This is a genomic window from Gordonia sp. IITR100, assembly GCF_002009645.1.
In the GTDB taxonomy this organism is placed as follows: domain Bacteria; phylum Actinomycetota; class Actinomycetes; order Mycobacteriales; family Mycobacteriaceae; genus Gordonia; species Gordonia hongkongensis.
Window position 1 is genome coordinate 431,447 of sequence record NZ_MVKV01000001.1, and the last position, 15,930, is coordinate 447,376.

Below are 15,930 nucleotides of genomic sequence, written 5' to 3' on the forward strand. Positions count from 1 at the left end.
GCACGCTCGGGGATACGACGAAGGTCCGCGGTGTCACCCGGAAAGACGGGTGTCACAGCGGACCTTCGGTGGCGGAGGATAGGGGATTCGAACCCCTGAGGGCTGTTAACCCAACCCGCGTTCCAGGCGAGCGCCATAGGCCACTAGGCGAATCCTCCAACGTCGAGATGATAGCCGCCGACGGCGCACTCACCCAAACCGTCCGGCCGTCGAGTGTGACCGCTAGGGTCGACGACATGGCCGATTCCTCCCCTGTCGTTGTCGTCGGAGCCACCGGAGGGCAGGGCGGCGCCGTGCTCGACGCGCTGCTCGAGGCCGGTTTCCCGGTCCGCGCCGTCGTGCGGGACGCGGTGTCGAGCAAGGCGGCACGCCTGGCCGACCGAGGCGTCGAACTCGCCGTCGGCGACATCGTGAGCGGGTCGGGCCTCACCGAGGCGTTCACCGGGTCCGCGGGTGTGTTCGCGCTCACCACCCCGTTCGAATCCGGCGTCGAGGCCGAGATCGGTCAGGGTCGTGCGCTGATCGAAGCCGCCACGTCCGCGTCGATCCCCTACCTCGTGTTCTCCTCGGTGGCCTCGGCCGATCGTCAGACCGGCGTGCCGCATTTCGATTCCAAGTTCGAGGTCGAGCAGATGTTGGCAGCCACCGAGATCCCGCACACGATCGTCGGCCCGGCCTACTTCTTCGACAACCTGCTCGGCGGAGCCGACGCGCTCGCGGCGGGCGTGATGCCGATCGCGATGCCCGCGGACAAGCCGCTGCAACAACTCTCGCGGCGCGACCTCGGCCGACTCGTCGCCACCCTGTTCGCCGCGCCCGACGTCCACGTCGGCCAGCGCATCGACCTCGCGTCCGATCAGCCGACGCCCGAGGAGATGGCGCGCATCATCGGCGACGTTCTCGGCACCACCGTCACGGCGGAGTCCTACGATCCCGAACGTATCGAGTCCGAGGACATGCGGGCGATGTTCACGTTCCTCGGCGACCGCGGGTACGAGGTCGACATCCCGACGCTGCACCGCCGGTTCCCTGATGTGGGCTGGCAGAGTTTCGCGACCTGGGCGGCCGAGGCGCTGCGCCGCTGACCCATACGGAACCCAGGCATCAGCCGTCGGAGCGTCGGTTGCCCTGCTCATCCCAGTGCTCGGCGACCTTCTTGCTCGGCTGTACGCGCGGCGGCTCGCCCGGCATCTTGGGATAGCTGGGCGGATAAGGCATGTCGCCCAGGCCGTTTGCGTCGTCGGCCTGGACCATCTCCAGCAGTTTCTCGACGCCGCGCCGGTGGTCGGCGATGTCGGCCCATGGGTCGCCGCGATCTTCCAGGAGCTTCGGGACGGTCGCGATGGTGCAGTCGTCCGGATCGACGTCGGCGAGTTCGTCCCACGTCACCGGCGTCGACACCCGGGCGCGGGCGCTGCGTCGAACGGAGTACGGGGATGCCATCGTGCGGTCGCGGGCGTTCTGGTTGTAGTCGATGAAGATCCGTTCTCCGCGTTCTTCTTTCCACCACGATGTGGTGACCGCGTCCGGGTCGCGGCGTTCGAGCTCGCGGGCGATCGCGATGACGCAGCGTCGGGTCGCGATGAAGTCCCAGAGCGGCTCGATGGGCACGTACACGTGTACTCCCCGACCGCCCGAGGTCTTCACGAAACCGGTGAACCCGAGTTCGTCGAGCAGCGGCTTCAGTCCTTCGAGCGCGACCCGCCGCACATCCTCGAAGGTCGTGCCGGGTTGCGGATCGAGGTCGATGCGAAGCTGATCGGGATGGTCGTTGTCGGGATGCAGGGTCGGCCAGGTGTGGAAGGTGACGGTGCCCAGGTTCGCGCCCCACACGAGATCCGCGGGCACCGTGGGTCGGATCGCATCGCCAGTTCGCTTGGAGGGGAACACGATCGGGGTGGACCGCACATGCTCCGGCCGCTTCTTCGCGATGTGCTTCTGGTAGATCTCCTCGCCCTCGACGCCGTCGGGGAAGCGCTGCAGAAAGGTCGGGCGGTCGCGGGTGGCGCGCATCAGCGGTCCGTCGCCGCTGTCGTCGGCCCTGCCACCCGTGTCGCCGAGTGCTACGGTGCGGTAGTACCCGACGAGATCGCGCTTGCGGCCGCCGTTCTCGCCGAGTTCGGGGAAGTAGATCTTGTCCGGGTTGCTCATCCGGACGGCGACCCCGTCGACGTCGAGTTCCTCCGCGGGCGAACGAGATGCCATGGTCATTCTCCTTCGAGGACGTCGTGGAGATCGTAGGTCAGCGGGACGTCGAGCTGGTCGTAGCCGCAGCTCCCCGGTTCTCGATCGGGCCGCCAGCGAAGGAATTTCACCGTGTGCCGGAAGCGATGGTTTTCCATCTGGTCATATGCGAACTCCGCGACCAGCTCCGGACGGATCGGGATCCACTCCCCCGATTTCTCCGAACGCCACCGCGTGGGCTCGCCCGGCGACGCCCTCTCCGGGTCCAGCCGCATCGGCTCGAACATCTGCTGCAACTCGATCCGCTTGGCGTCGGAGAAGGCACCCGCCCCACCGACCATCCGCAATTCGCCGTCGTCGCCGTACAGTCCGAGCAGCATCGACCCGATCCCGGTGCCCGACTTGTGGATTCGATACCCGAAGATCACACAGTCCGCGGTCCGTTTGTGTTTGAGCTTCAGCATCTCCCGCTTGTTCTCGACGTACACGCCGTCGAGTCGCTTGGCGACGACACCGTCTAGCCCGGCACCTTCGAAGGCGGAGAACCAGTCCTCGGCGACCGCGGGGTCGCTCGTCACCCGGCTGACATGCACGCGACGGTCCCGCCCGCCCGGACCGACGGCCCGCAGCAGCGCTTCCCGGCGCACCTCGAAGGGTTCGCCCATCACGCTCGTCGACTCCAGCGCCAGCGCGTCGAATCCGATGAAGATCGCCGGTGTCTTCTCCGCGAGCATGGTGACGCGCGATTCCGCCGGATGGATGCGCTGCGCGAGCGAATCCCAGTCGAGCCGATGCGTGTCGCCGATCAGCGCCGGCACCCCGATCTCACCGTCGAGGACCACCTTGTCGGGCAGTTCGTCCTTCACCGCCGCGACGATCTCGGGGAAGTACCGGGCCAGGTCCTTGCCGCCTCGCGATCCGATCGTCACCTCGTCGCCGTCGCGGAAGACCAACGCGCGAAAACCATCCCACTTGGGTTCATACGACCACGCCACCGAACCGTCGGGCTGCGGCGGCACGCTGGTCACCGCCTTGGCCAGCATCGGCGCAACAGGCGGCATGACCGGGAGATCCATGAAACTCATCGTTCCTCACTCGTCGACGGGACCGCAACGCCTACGCGCCGCCGCACACCCGGCGTGTCGTCGTCCGTGCCGTTACAGGCAGACCGGCCGCGGCGCGGATTCTCATCGCCGACCGGTAATCTCGACGCGGTGTCGACGCAGCGAGCGGGCCGGTACGCGCCCTCCCCCTCCGGGGACCTCCACGTCGGCAATCTGCGGACCGCCCTGCTCGCCTGGCTCTTCGCGCGGACCACCGGCCGGCGGTTCCTGATCCGGATGGAGGATCTCGACCGAGCCGTCGAGGGCGCGGATTCCCGGCAGTTGTCCGATCTCGCGGCCCTGGGCCTCGACTGGGACCCGCCCGTCGTCCACCAGACCGACCGGCTCGAGGCATACCGTGCCGTCCTCGACGACCTGCGCGACGCCGGCCGCACCTTCGAGTGTTTCTGCACCCGCCGAGAGATCCTCGACGCGCCGTCCGCACCCCATGCGCCGCAGGGCGCCTACCCGGGCACGTGCCGCGACCTCACCGCCGCCGAACGCGACGAACGCCGTGCCACCCGGCCACCCGCGATCCGGCTGCGGGCCGACGTCCGGGAGTACGGCGTCGATGACCTGCTGCACGGTCCCTACATGGGCGCGGTCGACGACTTCGTGCTGCTGCGCAACGACGGCACCCCGGCCTACAACCTGGCCGTCGTCGTCGACGATGCCGCGCAGGGCGTCGACCAGGTCGTCCGCGGGGACGATCTGTTGTCGTCGGCGCCCCGGCAGGCCTACCTGGCGGCGCTGCTCGGGAAGGCCCCACCGACGTACGCGCACGTCCCGATGGTGCTCAACGCCAACGGAATCCGGCTCAGCAAGCGGGACGGGGCGGTGACCCTGGCCGACCTCGCCGCCGCAGGGGTGGCGACGTCGACCGTGTTGTCCCGCATCGCCCATTCACTGGGGCTCGGCGGCCGGGACGAGCCCGTGCGCGCAGAGCAACTGGCGAACCGGTTCGACCCCGCCGCGCTGCCGGCCGAACCGTGGTTCCTGACGGCCGACGAGTGGACCTAGCGGCCCACCCTGCGCCCCGACCGCCTCCTACGCCGTGGTCGCCAGCAACCGCTGGAGCACGTCGTTGATGGTGATGAGTCCGACCGCGCGGCCCCCATCGGTGACGAGCGCGAGGTGGGCGCGCTGTTCCCGCATGGCGGTGAGCGTCTCGTACACCGGCTGCGCCGACTCGACGCTCAGGACCGGGCGCATGAGATCGGCCGCCGTGGTGCCGGGCGACGCGGCCAGGCTGTCGCGCACATGCACGACACCGCGGACCGGCGCCCCGGACGCATCGTCGCGCACCAGCAGCCGCAGGTGGCCCGAGGTCCGGCCGGCCGTCTGGATCTCATCGGCGTCCGCGGCCGGACCGACCACGGCCAGATGGTCGTTGGGGGTCACGACGTCGCCGACGGTCAACGACTCCAGTTCCAGGGCACTCGTCAGGTGGGCGTGGTACCGCTCGTCGAGTGTGCCCACGGTGGCCGAGTGCTCCACCAGGTGGCGGAGGGCGTCGCTGTCCTGCCCGGTCGCGACCTGGTCCACCGGCTCGACGCCGACGCGCTTGAGGCACCAGTTGGCGAGGTGGTTGAGCTGGACGATGAACGGACGGGTCACCCACATGAAGGCGCGCATCGGGATCGCGAGCATGATCGCCGACTTCTCGGGGTGGGCGATGGCCCACGACTTCGGCGCCATCTCACCGACGACGAGGTGCAGGAACGTCACGATGACGAGGGCGAGGACGAAGCCGATCACGTCGGCCGACCAGTACGGCAGACCCCACCCGGCGAACAGCGGCGTGAGCCAGTGGTGCACAGCGGGTTTCGTGACCGAACCCAGTGCGAGCGTGCACACCGTGATGCCGAGCTGCGACCCGGCGAGCAGCACCGACAGTTCTGATGCGCTGCGCAGAGCTGCGCGGGCGCTGCCGCTGGTCGCAGCCGCGTCTTCGAGCCGGTGCCGACGCGCGGCGATGAGGGCGAACTCGACCGCGACGAAGAAGGCGCTGGACGCGATCAGGGCCACGGTGACAGCCGCGACGACCCACGGGTTATCCATTGTCGCTCTCCTCTCCGTTCTCGGCCGGGTTCTTCTTCTCGCCCCGGTTCGTGTCGTCCGGGCTCTTCTCGCCCGGGTTGTTGTCGTTGTGTGCCACGCTCATCGACAGCAGAGCGGGGACGCGCTTGTCGACTTCGAGGACCGTGGCCCGCACGGTGCGGGGTGGCGCCTCGTCGTCTTCGAGCAGGGTCGACGGATCGGGATCGATCTCGATCGTCACCGTGTCCCCGACCTCCGGGAGTCCGACGAATTCGGCGATCACCAGTCCGGCCATCGTCTCGTAGTCGCCTTCGGGGAGGTCCCAGCCGACGGTCCGGGAGACCTCGTCGACGTGTGCGTCACCCCGCACGCGCCATCCCTCGGGGCTCTCCTCGATCGCGACGGTCGCCTCGGAGTCGTGTTCGTCGTCGATCTCGCCGACCAGTTCCTCGGCGATGTCCTCGGCGGTCACGACCCCGGCGAAGCCGCCGTATTCATCGATGACCACCGCCATCTCGTCATGTGCGTCCGCGAGGGTCTCCAACACCTCGGGCAGCGGGAGCGTCGAGGGCACCACCACCGCGGGACGACACAGGTCTACCGCGGTGGCCGACGAATCAGCCTGCGGCGGTTGTTTTTTCAGCGCGTAGCTCCACTCCAGGAGGTCCTGGAGGTGGATCACGCCGCTTACCTCGTCGTCACCGCCGGCCAGCACGGGGTACCGCGTGTGGCCGGTGCTCATCAGTGTCAGCACCTCACCCGCCGCCAGATCGGCGTCGACATGATCGGTGTTCGGTCGCGGGATCATCGCGTGTTCTGCGGTGCGCGTGGGGAATTCGAGCACACGGTCGAGCAGGACGGACAGCTCGTCGGGCAGGTCACCCGCGTCGCGGGACTCGGCGACGATGTGCTCGAGGTCGCGCACCGACGCCGAATGCTCGACGTCGTGCACGGGCTCGATGCGCAGCGCTCGCAGCAGCAGGTTCGACGACTTGTCGAACAATGCGATGAGCCAACCGAATACGGCCAGGTAGATCGTCGTCGAACGGGCGAGCCACCGTGCGACCGGCTCGGGCCGGGCGATGGCGAGGTTCTTGGGGAACAGCTCACCGAAGACCATCTGCACGACGGTGGAGAAGATGATCGCGATGATCGTGCCGATCGCGACACCCACGCCCACCGGGATACCCACGCCGCCGAGCAGCTCGCCGACGCCGGAACCGATCAGGGGTTCGGCCACGTAGCCGACGAGCAGGCCGGTGACAGTGATGCCCAGCTGGGCGCCGGAGAGCATGAAGGACGTGCGGCGGGTGACCGCGAGCGCGCGTCTCGCGGCGGCGTCACCGGTTTCGGCACGGGCTTTGAGGCGGGACCGGTCGACCGCCATGTAGCCGAATTCCTGGGCCACGAAGTAACCGGTGAGGGCGGTGATCAGGAAGACCACCAGGATTCCGAGTCCGATTCCGAGGAGGGTCAGCATGAGACCGTCCCGGTGTCGGGGCCGGGCGGAACACCCGGGTCATTCAATTCACAACAGGGGGCCGACTGGTGTCGTCGGCGTTTTCGGCGCTTTCCGCGTCTCATCGTCTCTCTCGCTGGTGCTCGGGTGTTTCATACCGGGTGCCGGGAGCAAAGGCATGTGCGTAAATGTCCGGTATGTGGTCCCAACGTACCGAATGCGCTCCGAGTTCCGCGACATGCCCGGCGATCCTTCTCCGCGGAGTGCGGACCGACGCATTCGGCCGATGAGCGACCCGTCGATACGCGACGAGGTCGCCGCAGCCGCTCGACGGCTGGCGGCCGAAGGTCTGCTGATCGGCACCTCCGGCAACGTGTCGGCGCGTGCGGGCGATCACGTCGCGATCACCGGAACCGGGGTCGTGCTCGCGAACTGTGCCGCGACCGACGTGACGGTGGTGTCCCTTGCCGGCGACGTCGTCGACGGGCCGATCGCGCCGTCGTCCGAGCTGGACCTGCACCTCCGCGTCTACGAGGAAACCGGCACACAGGCGATCGTCCACACCCACGCACCCTTCGGGACCGCGGTCGCCTGCGTCAGCGGACTGACCTCGTTACCGGTGCTTCACTACCAACAACTCGGCCTCGGCGGTGCCATCCCGGTCGCGCCGTACGCCACGTTCGGGAGCCCGGAGCTCGCCGGGATCGTCGCCGACGCGCTGGTCGACACCCAGGTCGCGCTGATGGCGAACCACGGTTCGGTGGCACGCGGCTCCAGCCTGGCCCACGCGGTGGAGAACGCCCTGCTGCTGGAGTGGCTCGCGACCCTCTTTCACCGGACCAGCAGCATGGGCCGGCCTCGCGAACTCACCGAGGACCAACAGCAGTCCACTGTCGCCCAGGCGATCCGGCTGGACTACGGGACACCCAAGGAGAACCGGACGTGACACCCTCACCGCGGCTCGAACCGCCGACGATCGCAACCGTGGGCGTCCATGTGCTGGACATCCACGTCGTCGGGATCGAGTCCATCCCGGCGGGGTCCGACGGCGCGCTCGTCCAGTCCATCGGTTTCTCCGCCGCCGGCACCGCGGGCGGAACCGCGCTCGTCCTCAGTCGGCTGGGCGCCACGGTCCGGACCCACGGAGCGATCGGCGACGACACGATCGGGCGTTCGCTGACCGCACTGCTGGACGCCGAAGGCGTCGACACCGGCGGCCTGGTTCCGAAGCCCGGGGTCCAGACGTCGTCATCGGTCATACCCGTGCAACCCAACGGGGACCGTCCCGCGTGGCACTGCATCGGGGCGAATGCGCAGTTCACGCTCGACGACCTGGGTGCAGACGCGCTGACCGGGCTCGACCACCTGCACCTCGGCGGCCCGGAGTTCCTCGGCGGCGCGGTCGCCGCCGTGCTCCTCGGCCGGGCGCGCGACCGCGGGATCACGACGTCGGCCGATCTGCTGTCGGGTGGCGACCCCGGCCTTCTCGAGTGGATCGCCGACGCACTTCCCCACCTCGACTACCTGCTGCCCAACGACGAGCAGACCCGGGGACTGACCGGAACCGACGACCTCACCGACGGCGCACGGGCGCTCCTGGACCGCGGTGTCGGTTGCGTGGCGCTCACCCGCGGCGCCGACGGCGCGCTGGTCGTGACCGGCGACGATGTGGTCACGGTGCCGGCGTTCGAGGTGGACGTCGTGGACACCACTGGTTGCGGCGACTCGTTCTCCGCCGGGTTCTTGACCGGCCGCCTGCGCGGGCTCGGTCTCGCCGACTCCGCCGAACTCGGTTGCGCGGTGGCCGCGCACGTCGCCCAGGGCATCGGGACCGGGGCGAACTCGTACGATCTCGCCGCGATCGAGTCCTTCCGGCAGTCCCGCGCCGCGGGCTGAGCGCGCCTCCTCTCGGTTTGGTGAACCCCGCCTCGGGTAGGCGATCACCATGACAGACAACAAGGAAATCAACGGCTCCACCGTCGTGATCGCCGGCGCGTCGAGCGGATTCGGACGCGGCGCCGCGGTGCGACTCGGAGAACTCGGCGCGAACGTCGTCGTCGCGGCGCGTCGAACCGCGGTCCTCGACGAGGTCGTCGCAGAGATCACCGGCAAGGGCGGGTCGGCGCTGGCGGTGCCCACCGATGTCAGCGATCCGCGTGCCGTCGCCCATCTCGCGTCCGCCGCGCTCGAACGGTTCGGGTCGATCGACGTGTGGGTGAACAACGTCGGCGTCGGCGCGGTCGGATACTTCTGGGACATCCCGATCGAGGACCACGCTCGCCTCGTCGACGTGAACCTGAAGGGCCTGATCTACGGCGCACATGCGGCGCTGCGCGTCTTCCGGTCGCAGGGTCGCGGCACACTCATCAACGTGGGCTCGGTCGACAGCGAGGTACCCATCGCACTCCAGAACACCTACGCCGCAACGAAGGCGGCGGTTCGGAGCCTCGGGCACTCGATCAGCGAAGAGCTGCGCATGGCCGGCGACGACGCCATCAAGGTCGGCACCATCATGCCGTGGGCCGTGGACACCCCATGGTGGGTCCACGCCGCCAACTACACCGGACACGAACCGCGGATGTCCGCGATGGACGATCCGCAGATCGTGGTCGACGCGATCGTGGCAGCCTGCACCGACCCGAAGCTGGACCAACCGGTCGGCTACAAGGCCAAGGCCGCCAACGCTTCTCACCATCTCATGCCCGGGATCACCGAGCGGTCCTCCGCGGCGACGGCGAAGTCCGAGACCGAGAAGGGGACACCGGTCGAGCCGCACGCGGGTGCGATCCACGACCCCAACCCGGACAGCACCGGGGTCGCCGGCGGCATCCGCGAACGGATGGTTGCCGAGGACTCGCGCTGACGCCCGTCCGCCGTCGCTCGTTGTGGTGCGCCGCCCTCTGTTGGTCGAGCACCGCCGCAGTGTCCCGCTGGTCGAGCCGCGTCGAAGTGCCCCGCTGGTCGAGCAGCGCCGCAGTGTCCCGCTGGTCGAGCAGCGTCGACCGAGCGAAGCGAGGACGCCGCGTCCGTCGAGGCCACCGAGGCGACGCGTAACTCCTGTCGGTGCGGCGTGATTCGATTGCCAGACCACCCCGAGAAATCCAGAGACCACCCTTGACTCGCACGTATGTTCGAGTATCGTGGAGGTATGTCATCGGGGGCGGGGGCCGGATTCACATCGGTGGACCCATCGCAGGAGTCGGTCGAGCCGCGCTTTCGTCCCGACCACGAACTCTCCGCTTCTGAACTCGTCGAGGTCCTGAATCACTGCGCGGGCTTGGCAGCAGCGTCCGCGCATCGAATGATGGTCGTTGCCAGCCTCATTCACGACGAACGCGAGATGGATTACGCGCAGCGCCGCGCCGAGACGCACAACGGCGAACTCGACTCCATCGAAGCCTTCGAGCACCTGTCCGCGCGAGTGGCCGCGGGCGAGAACCCCTACGAGCAGTTCGGGCCGAACGGGCTCGAGCAGGCCATCGCCGAAGTCGGTGCCACCCTCACGGTGACGCCGGCCGAGGCGAAAGATCTCATCGAGGCCGGCGACGCACTGCGCTACCGACTCTCCTTTACCGGACACGCACTCGCGTGTGGTCGAATCGACAAGCGCCGCTTCCTCATCGCGCTCAAGCGCACCGATCTCATCACCGACGACGAAGAGATGCAGACCGTGGACGCCCATCTGGCCGAGGCGATCTTCGCCCGCGCACCGATGTCGACGGCGCGGTTCACCGCCATGGTCGATTCCATCGTCGCCAAGTGGGCGCCCGACGCGGTCCGTCGACGCAAGGAACGCGTCAAGGGTGATCGCAAGGTGACGGTGAGCCCCGATCGCTTCACACCCGGGCAGTCCCGGATCTCCGGCACGCTGCCCAATGCTGATGCCGCCGAGTTCGACGCCCGCCTGACGGCGATGGCCACCGCGGTCCACGCCGGTGACCCTCGAAAGTTGGCCAACCGCCGAGTCGACGCTCTGAAAGCGCTCGCCCGGGGTGAAGCCGCCATCACCTGCCTCTGCGACGACTGTGTCATCACCGCAACCGAACCCGACACAGCACCAGACCTCGACGCAGCGACAGTGGATACCGCCGAGCCGCCTACATCAGCTGCTGAGATGGTGGATGCGGACAACGACGTCGACCCGTCAGCCGACGTCGTTGTCGATGACCCGGCCGCGCCGGCCGCCTCGGCGTCGGACTCACCCGCGCCGCGCGCGACTTTCCACATCGTGGTGAACCTGTCGACCCTGATCGGCCTCGACGACGACCCCGCCTTCCTCGACCGCCACGGCATCATCGACGCCGACACCGCCCGAACACTCCTCGCCGAAGCCCGCCGCACCTACATCCATCCCGCACCCGACGCACCCGACGGTTCACCGCCTCCCGACGCGGACAGTTCGACAACGCGATACACCCCCTCGAAGAAGCTGCAGGCGCTGGTGCGCGCCGGCGAACTGTGCTGCACCTTCCCCGGCTGCAACGCCCCGGTCTGGCAGATCGATCTCGACCACACCGAACCCTTCGATCACACCGACCCGCGTCGCGGTGGCCCGACCGATGCGCGCAACCTCAAACCGCTGTGCCGGTTCCATCACCGCATCAAGACCTTCACCAGCTGGCAGGACCACCAAGACGAGTCCCGCACCGCCTGGTTCACCACCCCCACCGGGCACATGTTCGTCGGCAACGCCTTCAGCGGACGCGACCTGTTCAACAAGCTCTTCCCCAGACGGTCACCCGATCACCCCGCCCGAGACAGACTCAACACCCAGCGCGACAACGACTTCCGACGCCACCAACGCGCCGAGAAGCGCTGGAACGACGCCAACCCGCCACCGTTCTGAGCAATGGTCACGCCTACCGGGGACCTCCGTAGTAACGCCGGAGGAACTCGTCGCGGTACTCGGTGTATGTGCCGTTCTCGATGGCCTGGCGGGCCCGGTCGACGAGCGTGACGATGAAGGACACGTTGTGCAGCGTCGCCAGCGTGGGGCCGAGGCCTTCCTTCGCCTTGAACAGATGATGCAGGTAGGCCCGGCTGTACTGCGAGGTGTAGTTCTCGACCTCGGGGTCGAGCGGCCGGAAGTCACTGCGATACTTGGCATTCGTGACGTTGTACCGGCCGTCGAGTGAGTAGATCGCACCGTTGCGGGCGACCCGGGTCGGCGATACGCAGTCGAAGGTGTCGACGCCGTTCTCGATGGCGGTGAAGATGTCGTCGGGTTCACTGATCCCCAAGAGGTGTTTCGGGGAGTCCTCCGGGAGTTCGTCGTTGACCCAGCCGACGATGGTGCCGAGGTTGTCCTTCTCGAGTGCTCCGCCGATGCCGTAGCCGCCGAAGCCCTTTCCGCCGGCCGCGCGGTCCGCCTCGCTCAAGGCGACGAGGTCGCGAGCGGCCTTGCGCCGCAGATCCTCGTACTGGGCGCCCTGGATGACACCCCAGAGCGACTGCTGCGGCCGGTGTGCGCGTTCGACGCTCAGCCGATTGTGTTCGGCGAGACAGCGAATCGCCCACAACCGGGTGCGCTCGAGCGAATTCACCTGGTACTCGCGAGTGTTCATCAGGGTGGTCAGCTCGTCGAAGGCAAAGATGATGTCGGCGCCCAGCTGGTGTTGGATCTGCATCGACACCTCCGGCGTGAAGCGATGCGCCGAACCGTCGAGGTGCGACTTGAAGGTCACCCCGTCGTCGTCGACCCGCGAGAGCCGTTCTTTGCCGTTGGCGGTGAGGTCGTCGTCGGGCGTGCCGGTGGCCTCCATCGAGATGACCTTCTTGAACCCCGCGCCCAGCGACATCACCTGGAAGCCGCCGCTGTCGGTGTACGTGGGCCCCCGCCAGTTCATGAACGCGCCGAGCCCGCCGGCCGCGTCGATGATCTCCGGCCCCGGCTGCAGATACAGGTGGTAGGCGTTGGCGAGCACGGCCTGGGCGCCGAGGGCGGAGACCGATTCCGGGAGGACCGTCTTCACGGTCGCCTTGGTACCGACGGGGATGAACGCGGGGGTGTGGATCTGACCATGCGGTGTGGTGATCGTCCCCGTGCGCCCACGGGTGCCGGCGAGGGTGGTGCCGACGGCGTAGGTGGGGTCGGCGACTTCGGTTCCGGTACTGCTCACGTCCAGCATCTTCGCAGGTCGGGCGCGCCCATCCCAAACCGCCGACCGACACCGGCCACCGGTGCGGTCGACGAGACCGCATTCGCTACCGTGGTGAACCATGTCGCGCAGATCTCGTCCCACCGGTCCCTCCACGAGCCGCTCTCGCCGACCGATCAGGGTCGCGGCGGCGACCCTCGGACTCGCGGCGGCGATGTCGATGCTCGTGGCCTGCGGCGCGGAACAGGACGTGACCACCGCGTCGTCGACCTCTCAGGCCGTTGCCGCGGAGTCGGGATCACCGTCCGCCGAACAACCCGCCACCTCGCCGCCGGTGGTCCCCGGTCGCAAGCCGGTGTCGACGACGACGTCGAGTGCGACCGCGTCCGACGATTCAGACACCACTTGCGGCACCATCCCGGGCCCCGACGGCGCGTTGCGAGTCATGATCCTCGCCGGCGACGTGTCCTGTGATTCGGCGCGGACCATCGCCACCCAGTACGGACCGAAGATCACCACCGGCCAGCAGCAGTCGGTGGCCGGTTGGACCTGCGCACCGTCTCAGCTCGAAGGCGTCCTCGCGGCCTGCCAGAAGGGCACCGCGGTCATCGGTTTCGCGCCGTAGTTCTTCTATGGGGCCCAGATGTTCGACAGCCCCATCGTCCCAATGGCGCATCATCGGCCACACCTCCTGGCGAGCGAGTTCTGTCGCGGTGGTGTCATCGAGCAACGTGTCGAAGGTGATGTGCGCGAGGATGTCCCGGGTGGCCACCACGTACTCGGGACTCATGTAGTTCGGGATACCTTCGCCGAAGTCGATGTTGCCGGGCGCCATTCCTTGCCCTCGGACCGGGTTCACAGGCATCGCCGATCGGTCGAACATCAGCTCGAGTGCCTGATACGCCTTGTCGATGTCGGTGGAGATGGTCGGGTCGGCTTCACGGAGGCTGCTGACGAAGTCGGCGATGTCCCGGGCCGAACCCATCATGTTGATTTCGCGCAGTTCATCGTCGCTGAGCCTGGTGTACGACCGAATGAGTCCCATGAGTACCCCCCTACCGACCAGTGAGCAGTGCCTCTACACGGCGAGCAGCCCGCACAGCGGTCCCTCACCGCAGCGCGGCCACGACCTGGTCGGCCATCGCCTTCTGGCCGCGCGCGTTGGCGTGCATCGCGGGGAAGCTGACCGCACCGAGCGTCGGCTCGACCCATCGCCGTTCGCCCGCGCAGGCGTCGTGGCCCGCGGAGACCTTGGTCATGTCGACGAAGGTCACGCGGGTGGCTGCGGCGGCGCGGCGCATGGCGTCGTTGAGGGCTTTGAAGACACGATGCAGGTACGCGGTGTCCCCGGGCGTCGTGAGCAACGACGCCGAGCAGAGCGCCGAACCCGTGGCCGGGAAGATCTGCGGATATCCGACGAGGACGACGCGTGCGCGCGGCGCTTCGCGGCCGACGAGGCGCAGGGCGTTCACGAGGTCGGGGTAGGTCGAGGATTTGATCTTGTCGACCAACGAGGTACCGAACTCGTCGCGACATGGGGTCGCCGACAGCGGCGCGGCCATCCACGCCCGCTGGCAGGCCGAGGTCGAGTTGCTGAACAGTCCGTTGTTGTTCGCGCCGATCGTGAGGGTGATCAAGCGGGTGGCCGGTCCGATCGCGCTGATCTGGGGTCCTTGCCACCGATACTGCGACTTGGTCAGGTCTTCGGTCGTCGCGCCCGCGCAACTGACATCGACGACCTCGGTCCCGCGTCGTTTGGCAACGAGGCTGGAGTAGTTGATCGCCGAGTTCGAGCAGAAGGTCGCCGCGCTCGTCGCCTGGGGGAACACCGATGCGCCTGCGCTGTAGCTGTCACCGAGATTCACGTATGCGTATCCGTCCGCTGCCTGGGCCCCGCCGGCCGTGACGAGTCCGACGAGGAGAGCGACTACGGTGGCCGCCGCGGTCAACAGGGCTCGGATGCCGAGGCCTCGGCGGGGGCTGCGGCCATACGGCACGGACATGCGGTGACTCCAGATCGTGGTACGCGTGTTACTGATGTTGCAGGTGATATCAACACTATCGGGCTGACGGCCCGAGCTCGGTGCACCCGTACCCTAGTTTCCAATCTGATACACATGTCAAGTTTCTATGACGCCGACGGCATGAGCCGTCCACCGATCGCTCCGCTCGCTTGACCCTCACGCGACGTCAGGCAGCAGGGTTGTCGATGTGAGCGAGGAAAAGCACACTTCGAAGGTGGACACCCGGGAGCTGACCGTCGGTGTCGTCGCCGGCATGGTCGGCGTCAGCATCCGCACGCTGCATCACTACGACCAGATCGGCCTGGTGGTGCCATCCGGTCGGACACCAGCCGGGTACCGCGTCTACGACGACACCGACGTCGAACGTCTCCACCAGGTACTCACCTACCGTGAGCTGGGCTTTTCCCTTGAGCAGATAGCGACCCTGCTCGACGATCCGGACGTGGACCCCATGGGTCACCTCGAGACGCAGCGCGAGCTGCTGACCGAACGGATCGATCGCCTGCTCCGGATGGTCGCCTCACTGGAGGAGATGATGAACGCAAAGAAGGAAGGCATCGCCCTGTCGGCGGCCGAGCAGGCCGAGATCTTCGGCGACCGATGGCCAGGCGAGGAGTACGCCGCCGAGGCCGAGGAACGCTGGGGGAACACCGACGCGTGGAAGCAGAGCCAGAAGCGGACCGGGCAGTTCTCCAAGGAGGACTGGCAGCTCATCAAGGAGGAGACCGACGACCTGGAACGGCGGCTCGCGGACGCGATGCGTCGCGGGGTGACTCCTGGCACCGCCGAGGCGAACTCGCTCGCCGAAGAGCACCGCGCACAGATCGGGCGTTTCTACGACTGTGATCACCACATGCAGGTCTGCCTCGCCGACATGTACGTCGCGGATCCGCGGTTCACCGCACACTACGACGAGCAGGCCCCCGGCCTGGCCGTCTACCTGCGGGAGGTGATCCACGCAAACGCGGGACGAGGGTGAAAGATCGCCACCCGCCGGTCGTCCGGGTCGGATAGGTTCGGTG

The 15,930-nt window shown here is 67.9% G+C and carries 14 protein-coding genes, 1 tRNA gene and 1 pseudogene; 8 read left to right on the forward strand and 8 right to left on the reverse strand.

What is annotated here, in order from left to right; genetic code table 11:
* Positions 1-69: 69 nt before the first annotated feature.
* A tRNA-Ser gene (locus B1818_RS02115) sits at positions 70-158 on the reverse strand.
* A 78-nt stretch (positions 159-236) separates the two neighbouring features.
* On the opposite strand from B1818_RS02115, the gene B1818_RS02120 reads away from it, so the two are divergent.
* Positions 237-1,085 carry an NmrA/HSCARG family protein gene (locus B1818_RS02120; RefSeq protein ID WP_078111806.1) on the forward strand — a complete coding sequence of 283 codons (849 nt, stop codon included), beginning with the start codon at positions 237-239 and terminating at the stop codon, positions 1,083-1,085.
* A gap of 19 nt (positions 1,086-1,104) precedes the next feature.
* Here the strand turns inward: B1818_RS02120 and B1818_RS02125 are convergent, their stop codons facing one another.
* Entirely contained in the window at positions 1,105-2,205 is a 1,101-nt protein-coding gene (locus tag B1818_RS02125) for a DNA polymerase domain-containing protein (RefSeq protein WP_078111807.1), read from the reverse strand.
* A gap of 2 nt (positions 2,206-2,207) precedes the next feature.
* Positions 2,208-3,260: an ATP-dependent DNA ligase gene (locus B1818_RS02130; RefSeq protein WP_078111975.1), complete on the reverse strand. Its 1,053-nt coding sequence runs from the start codon at positions 3,258-3,260 to the stop codon at positions 2,208-2,210.
* Positions 3,261-3,398: 138 nt separating this feature from the next.
* Between B1818_RS02130 and gluQRS the strand changes: the two genes are divergently transcribed.
* Positions 3,399-4,307: a tRNA glutamyl-Q(34) synthetase GluQRS gene (gluQRS, locus tag B1818_RS02135; RefSeq protein WP_078111808.1), complete on the forward strand. Its 909-nt coding sequence runs from the start codon at positions 3,399-3,401 to the stop codon at positions 4,305-4,307.
* A gap of 27 nt (positions 4,308-4,334) precedes the next feature.
* On the opposite strand, the gene B1818_RS02140 is transcribed toward gluQRS, so the two are convergent.
* Both B1818_RS02140 and B1818_RS02145 read right to left on the reverse strand, forming a co-directional pair.
* Positions 4,335-5,348, reverse strand: coding sequence for a hemolysin family protein (locus B1818_RS02140; protein ID WP_058251034.1), 1,014 nt, complete (start codon positions 5,346-5,348; stop codon positions 4,335-4,337).
* Entirely contained in the window at positions 5,341-6,807 is a 1,467-nt protein-coding gene (locus B1818_RS02145; protein WP_058251033.1) for a hemolysin family protein, read from the reverse strand. The genes B1818_RS02140 and B1818_RS02145 overlap by 8 nt, the downstream gene beginning before the upstream one ends.
* 265 nt (positions 6,808-7,072) lie before the next feature.
* Between B1818_RS02145 and B1818_RS02150 the strand changes: the two genes are divergently transcribed.
* From B1818_RS02150 to B1818_RS02165, 4 genes are all read left to right on the forward strand, one after another.
* The gene (locus tag B1818_RS02150) at positions 7,073-7,732 is read left to right on the forward strand and encodes a class II aldolase/adducin family protein (RefSeq protein ID WP_078111809.1); all 660 of its coding nucleotides are present in this window, start codon (positions 7,073-7,075) and stop codon (positions 7,730-7,732) included.
* Entirely contained in the window at positions 7,729-8,682 is a 954-nt protein-coding gene (locus B1818_RS02155) for a carbohydrate kinase family protein (RefSeq protein WP_078111810.1), read from the forward strand. The genes B1818_RS02150 and B1818_RS02155 overlap by 4 nt, the downstream gene beginning before the upstream one ends.
* Positions 8,683-8,731: 49 nt before the next feature.
* Positions 8,732-9,649 carry an SDR family oxidoreductase gene (locus B1818_RS02160; RefSeq protein WP_078111811.1) on the forward strand — a complete coding sequence of 306 codons (918 nt, stop codon included), beginning with the start codon at positions 8,732-8,734 and terminating at the stop codon, positions 9,647-9,649.
* Between the two features lie 285 nt (positions 9,650-9,934).
* Entirely contained in the window at positions 9,935-11,632 is a 1,698-nt protein-coding gene (locus B1818_RS02165) for an HNH endonuclease signature motif containing protein (RefSeq protein WP_078111812.1), read from the forward strand.
* A 13-nt stretch (positions 11,633-11,645) separates the two neighbouring features.
* Here B1818_RS02165 and tgt read toward each other — a convergent pair whose 3' ends face one another.
* Positions 11,646-12,914, reverse strand: coding sequence for a tRNA guanosine(34) transglycosylase Tgt (gene tgt / locus B1818_RS02170; protein WP_058251139.1), 1,269 nt, complete (start codon positions 12,912-12,914; stop codon positions 11,646-11,648).
* A 91-nt stretch (positions 12,915-13,005) separates the two neighbouring features.
* Here tgt and B1818_RS02175 point away from each other — a divergent pair, with 91 nt between their 5' ends.
* Positions 13,006-13,509 (forward strand): hypothetical protein, encoded by a 504-nt coding sequence (locus B1818_RS02175; RefSeq protein WP_078111813.1) that lies wholly within the window; start codon positions 13,006-13,008, stop codon positions 13,507-13,509.
* 30 nt (positions 13,510-13,539) lie between these two features.
* On the opposite strand, the pseudogene B1818_RS24710 reads toward B1818_RS02175, so the two are convergent.
* Positions 13,540-13,929 (reverse strand): annotated as a pseudogene (locus B1818_RS24710) (DUF1877 family protein); the annotation flags it as partial.
* Between the two features lie 64 nt (positions 13,930-13,993).
* Positions 13,994-14,887 (reverse strand): SGNH/GDSL hydrolase family protein, encoded by an 894-nt coding sequence (locus B1818_RS02185; RefSeq protein ID WP_078111815.1) that lies wholly within the window; start codon positions 14,885-14,887, stop codon positions 13,994-13,996.
* 235 nt (positions 14,888-15,122) lie between these two features.
* Between B1818_RS02185 and B1818_RS02190 the strand changes: the two genes are divergently transcribed.
* Positions 15,123-15,887 carry a MerR family transcriptional regulator gene (locus tag B1818_RS02190; RefSeq protein WP_078111816.1) on the forward strand — a complete coding sequence of 255 codons (765 nt, stop codon included), beginning with the start codon at positions 15,123-15,125 and terminating at the stop codon, positions 15,885-15,887.
* The last annotated feature ends 43 nt before the right edge of the window (positions 15,888-15,930 follow it).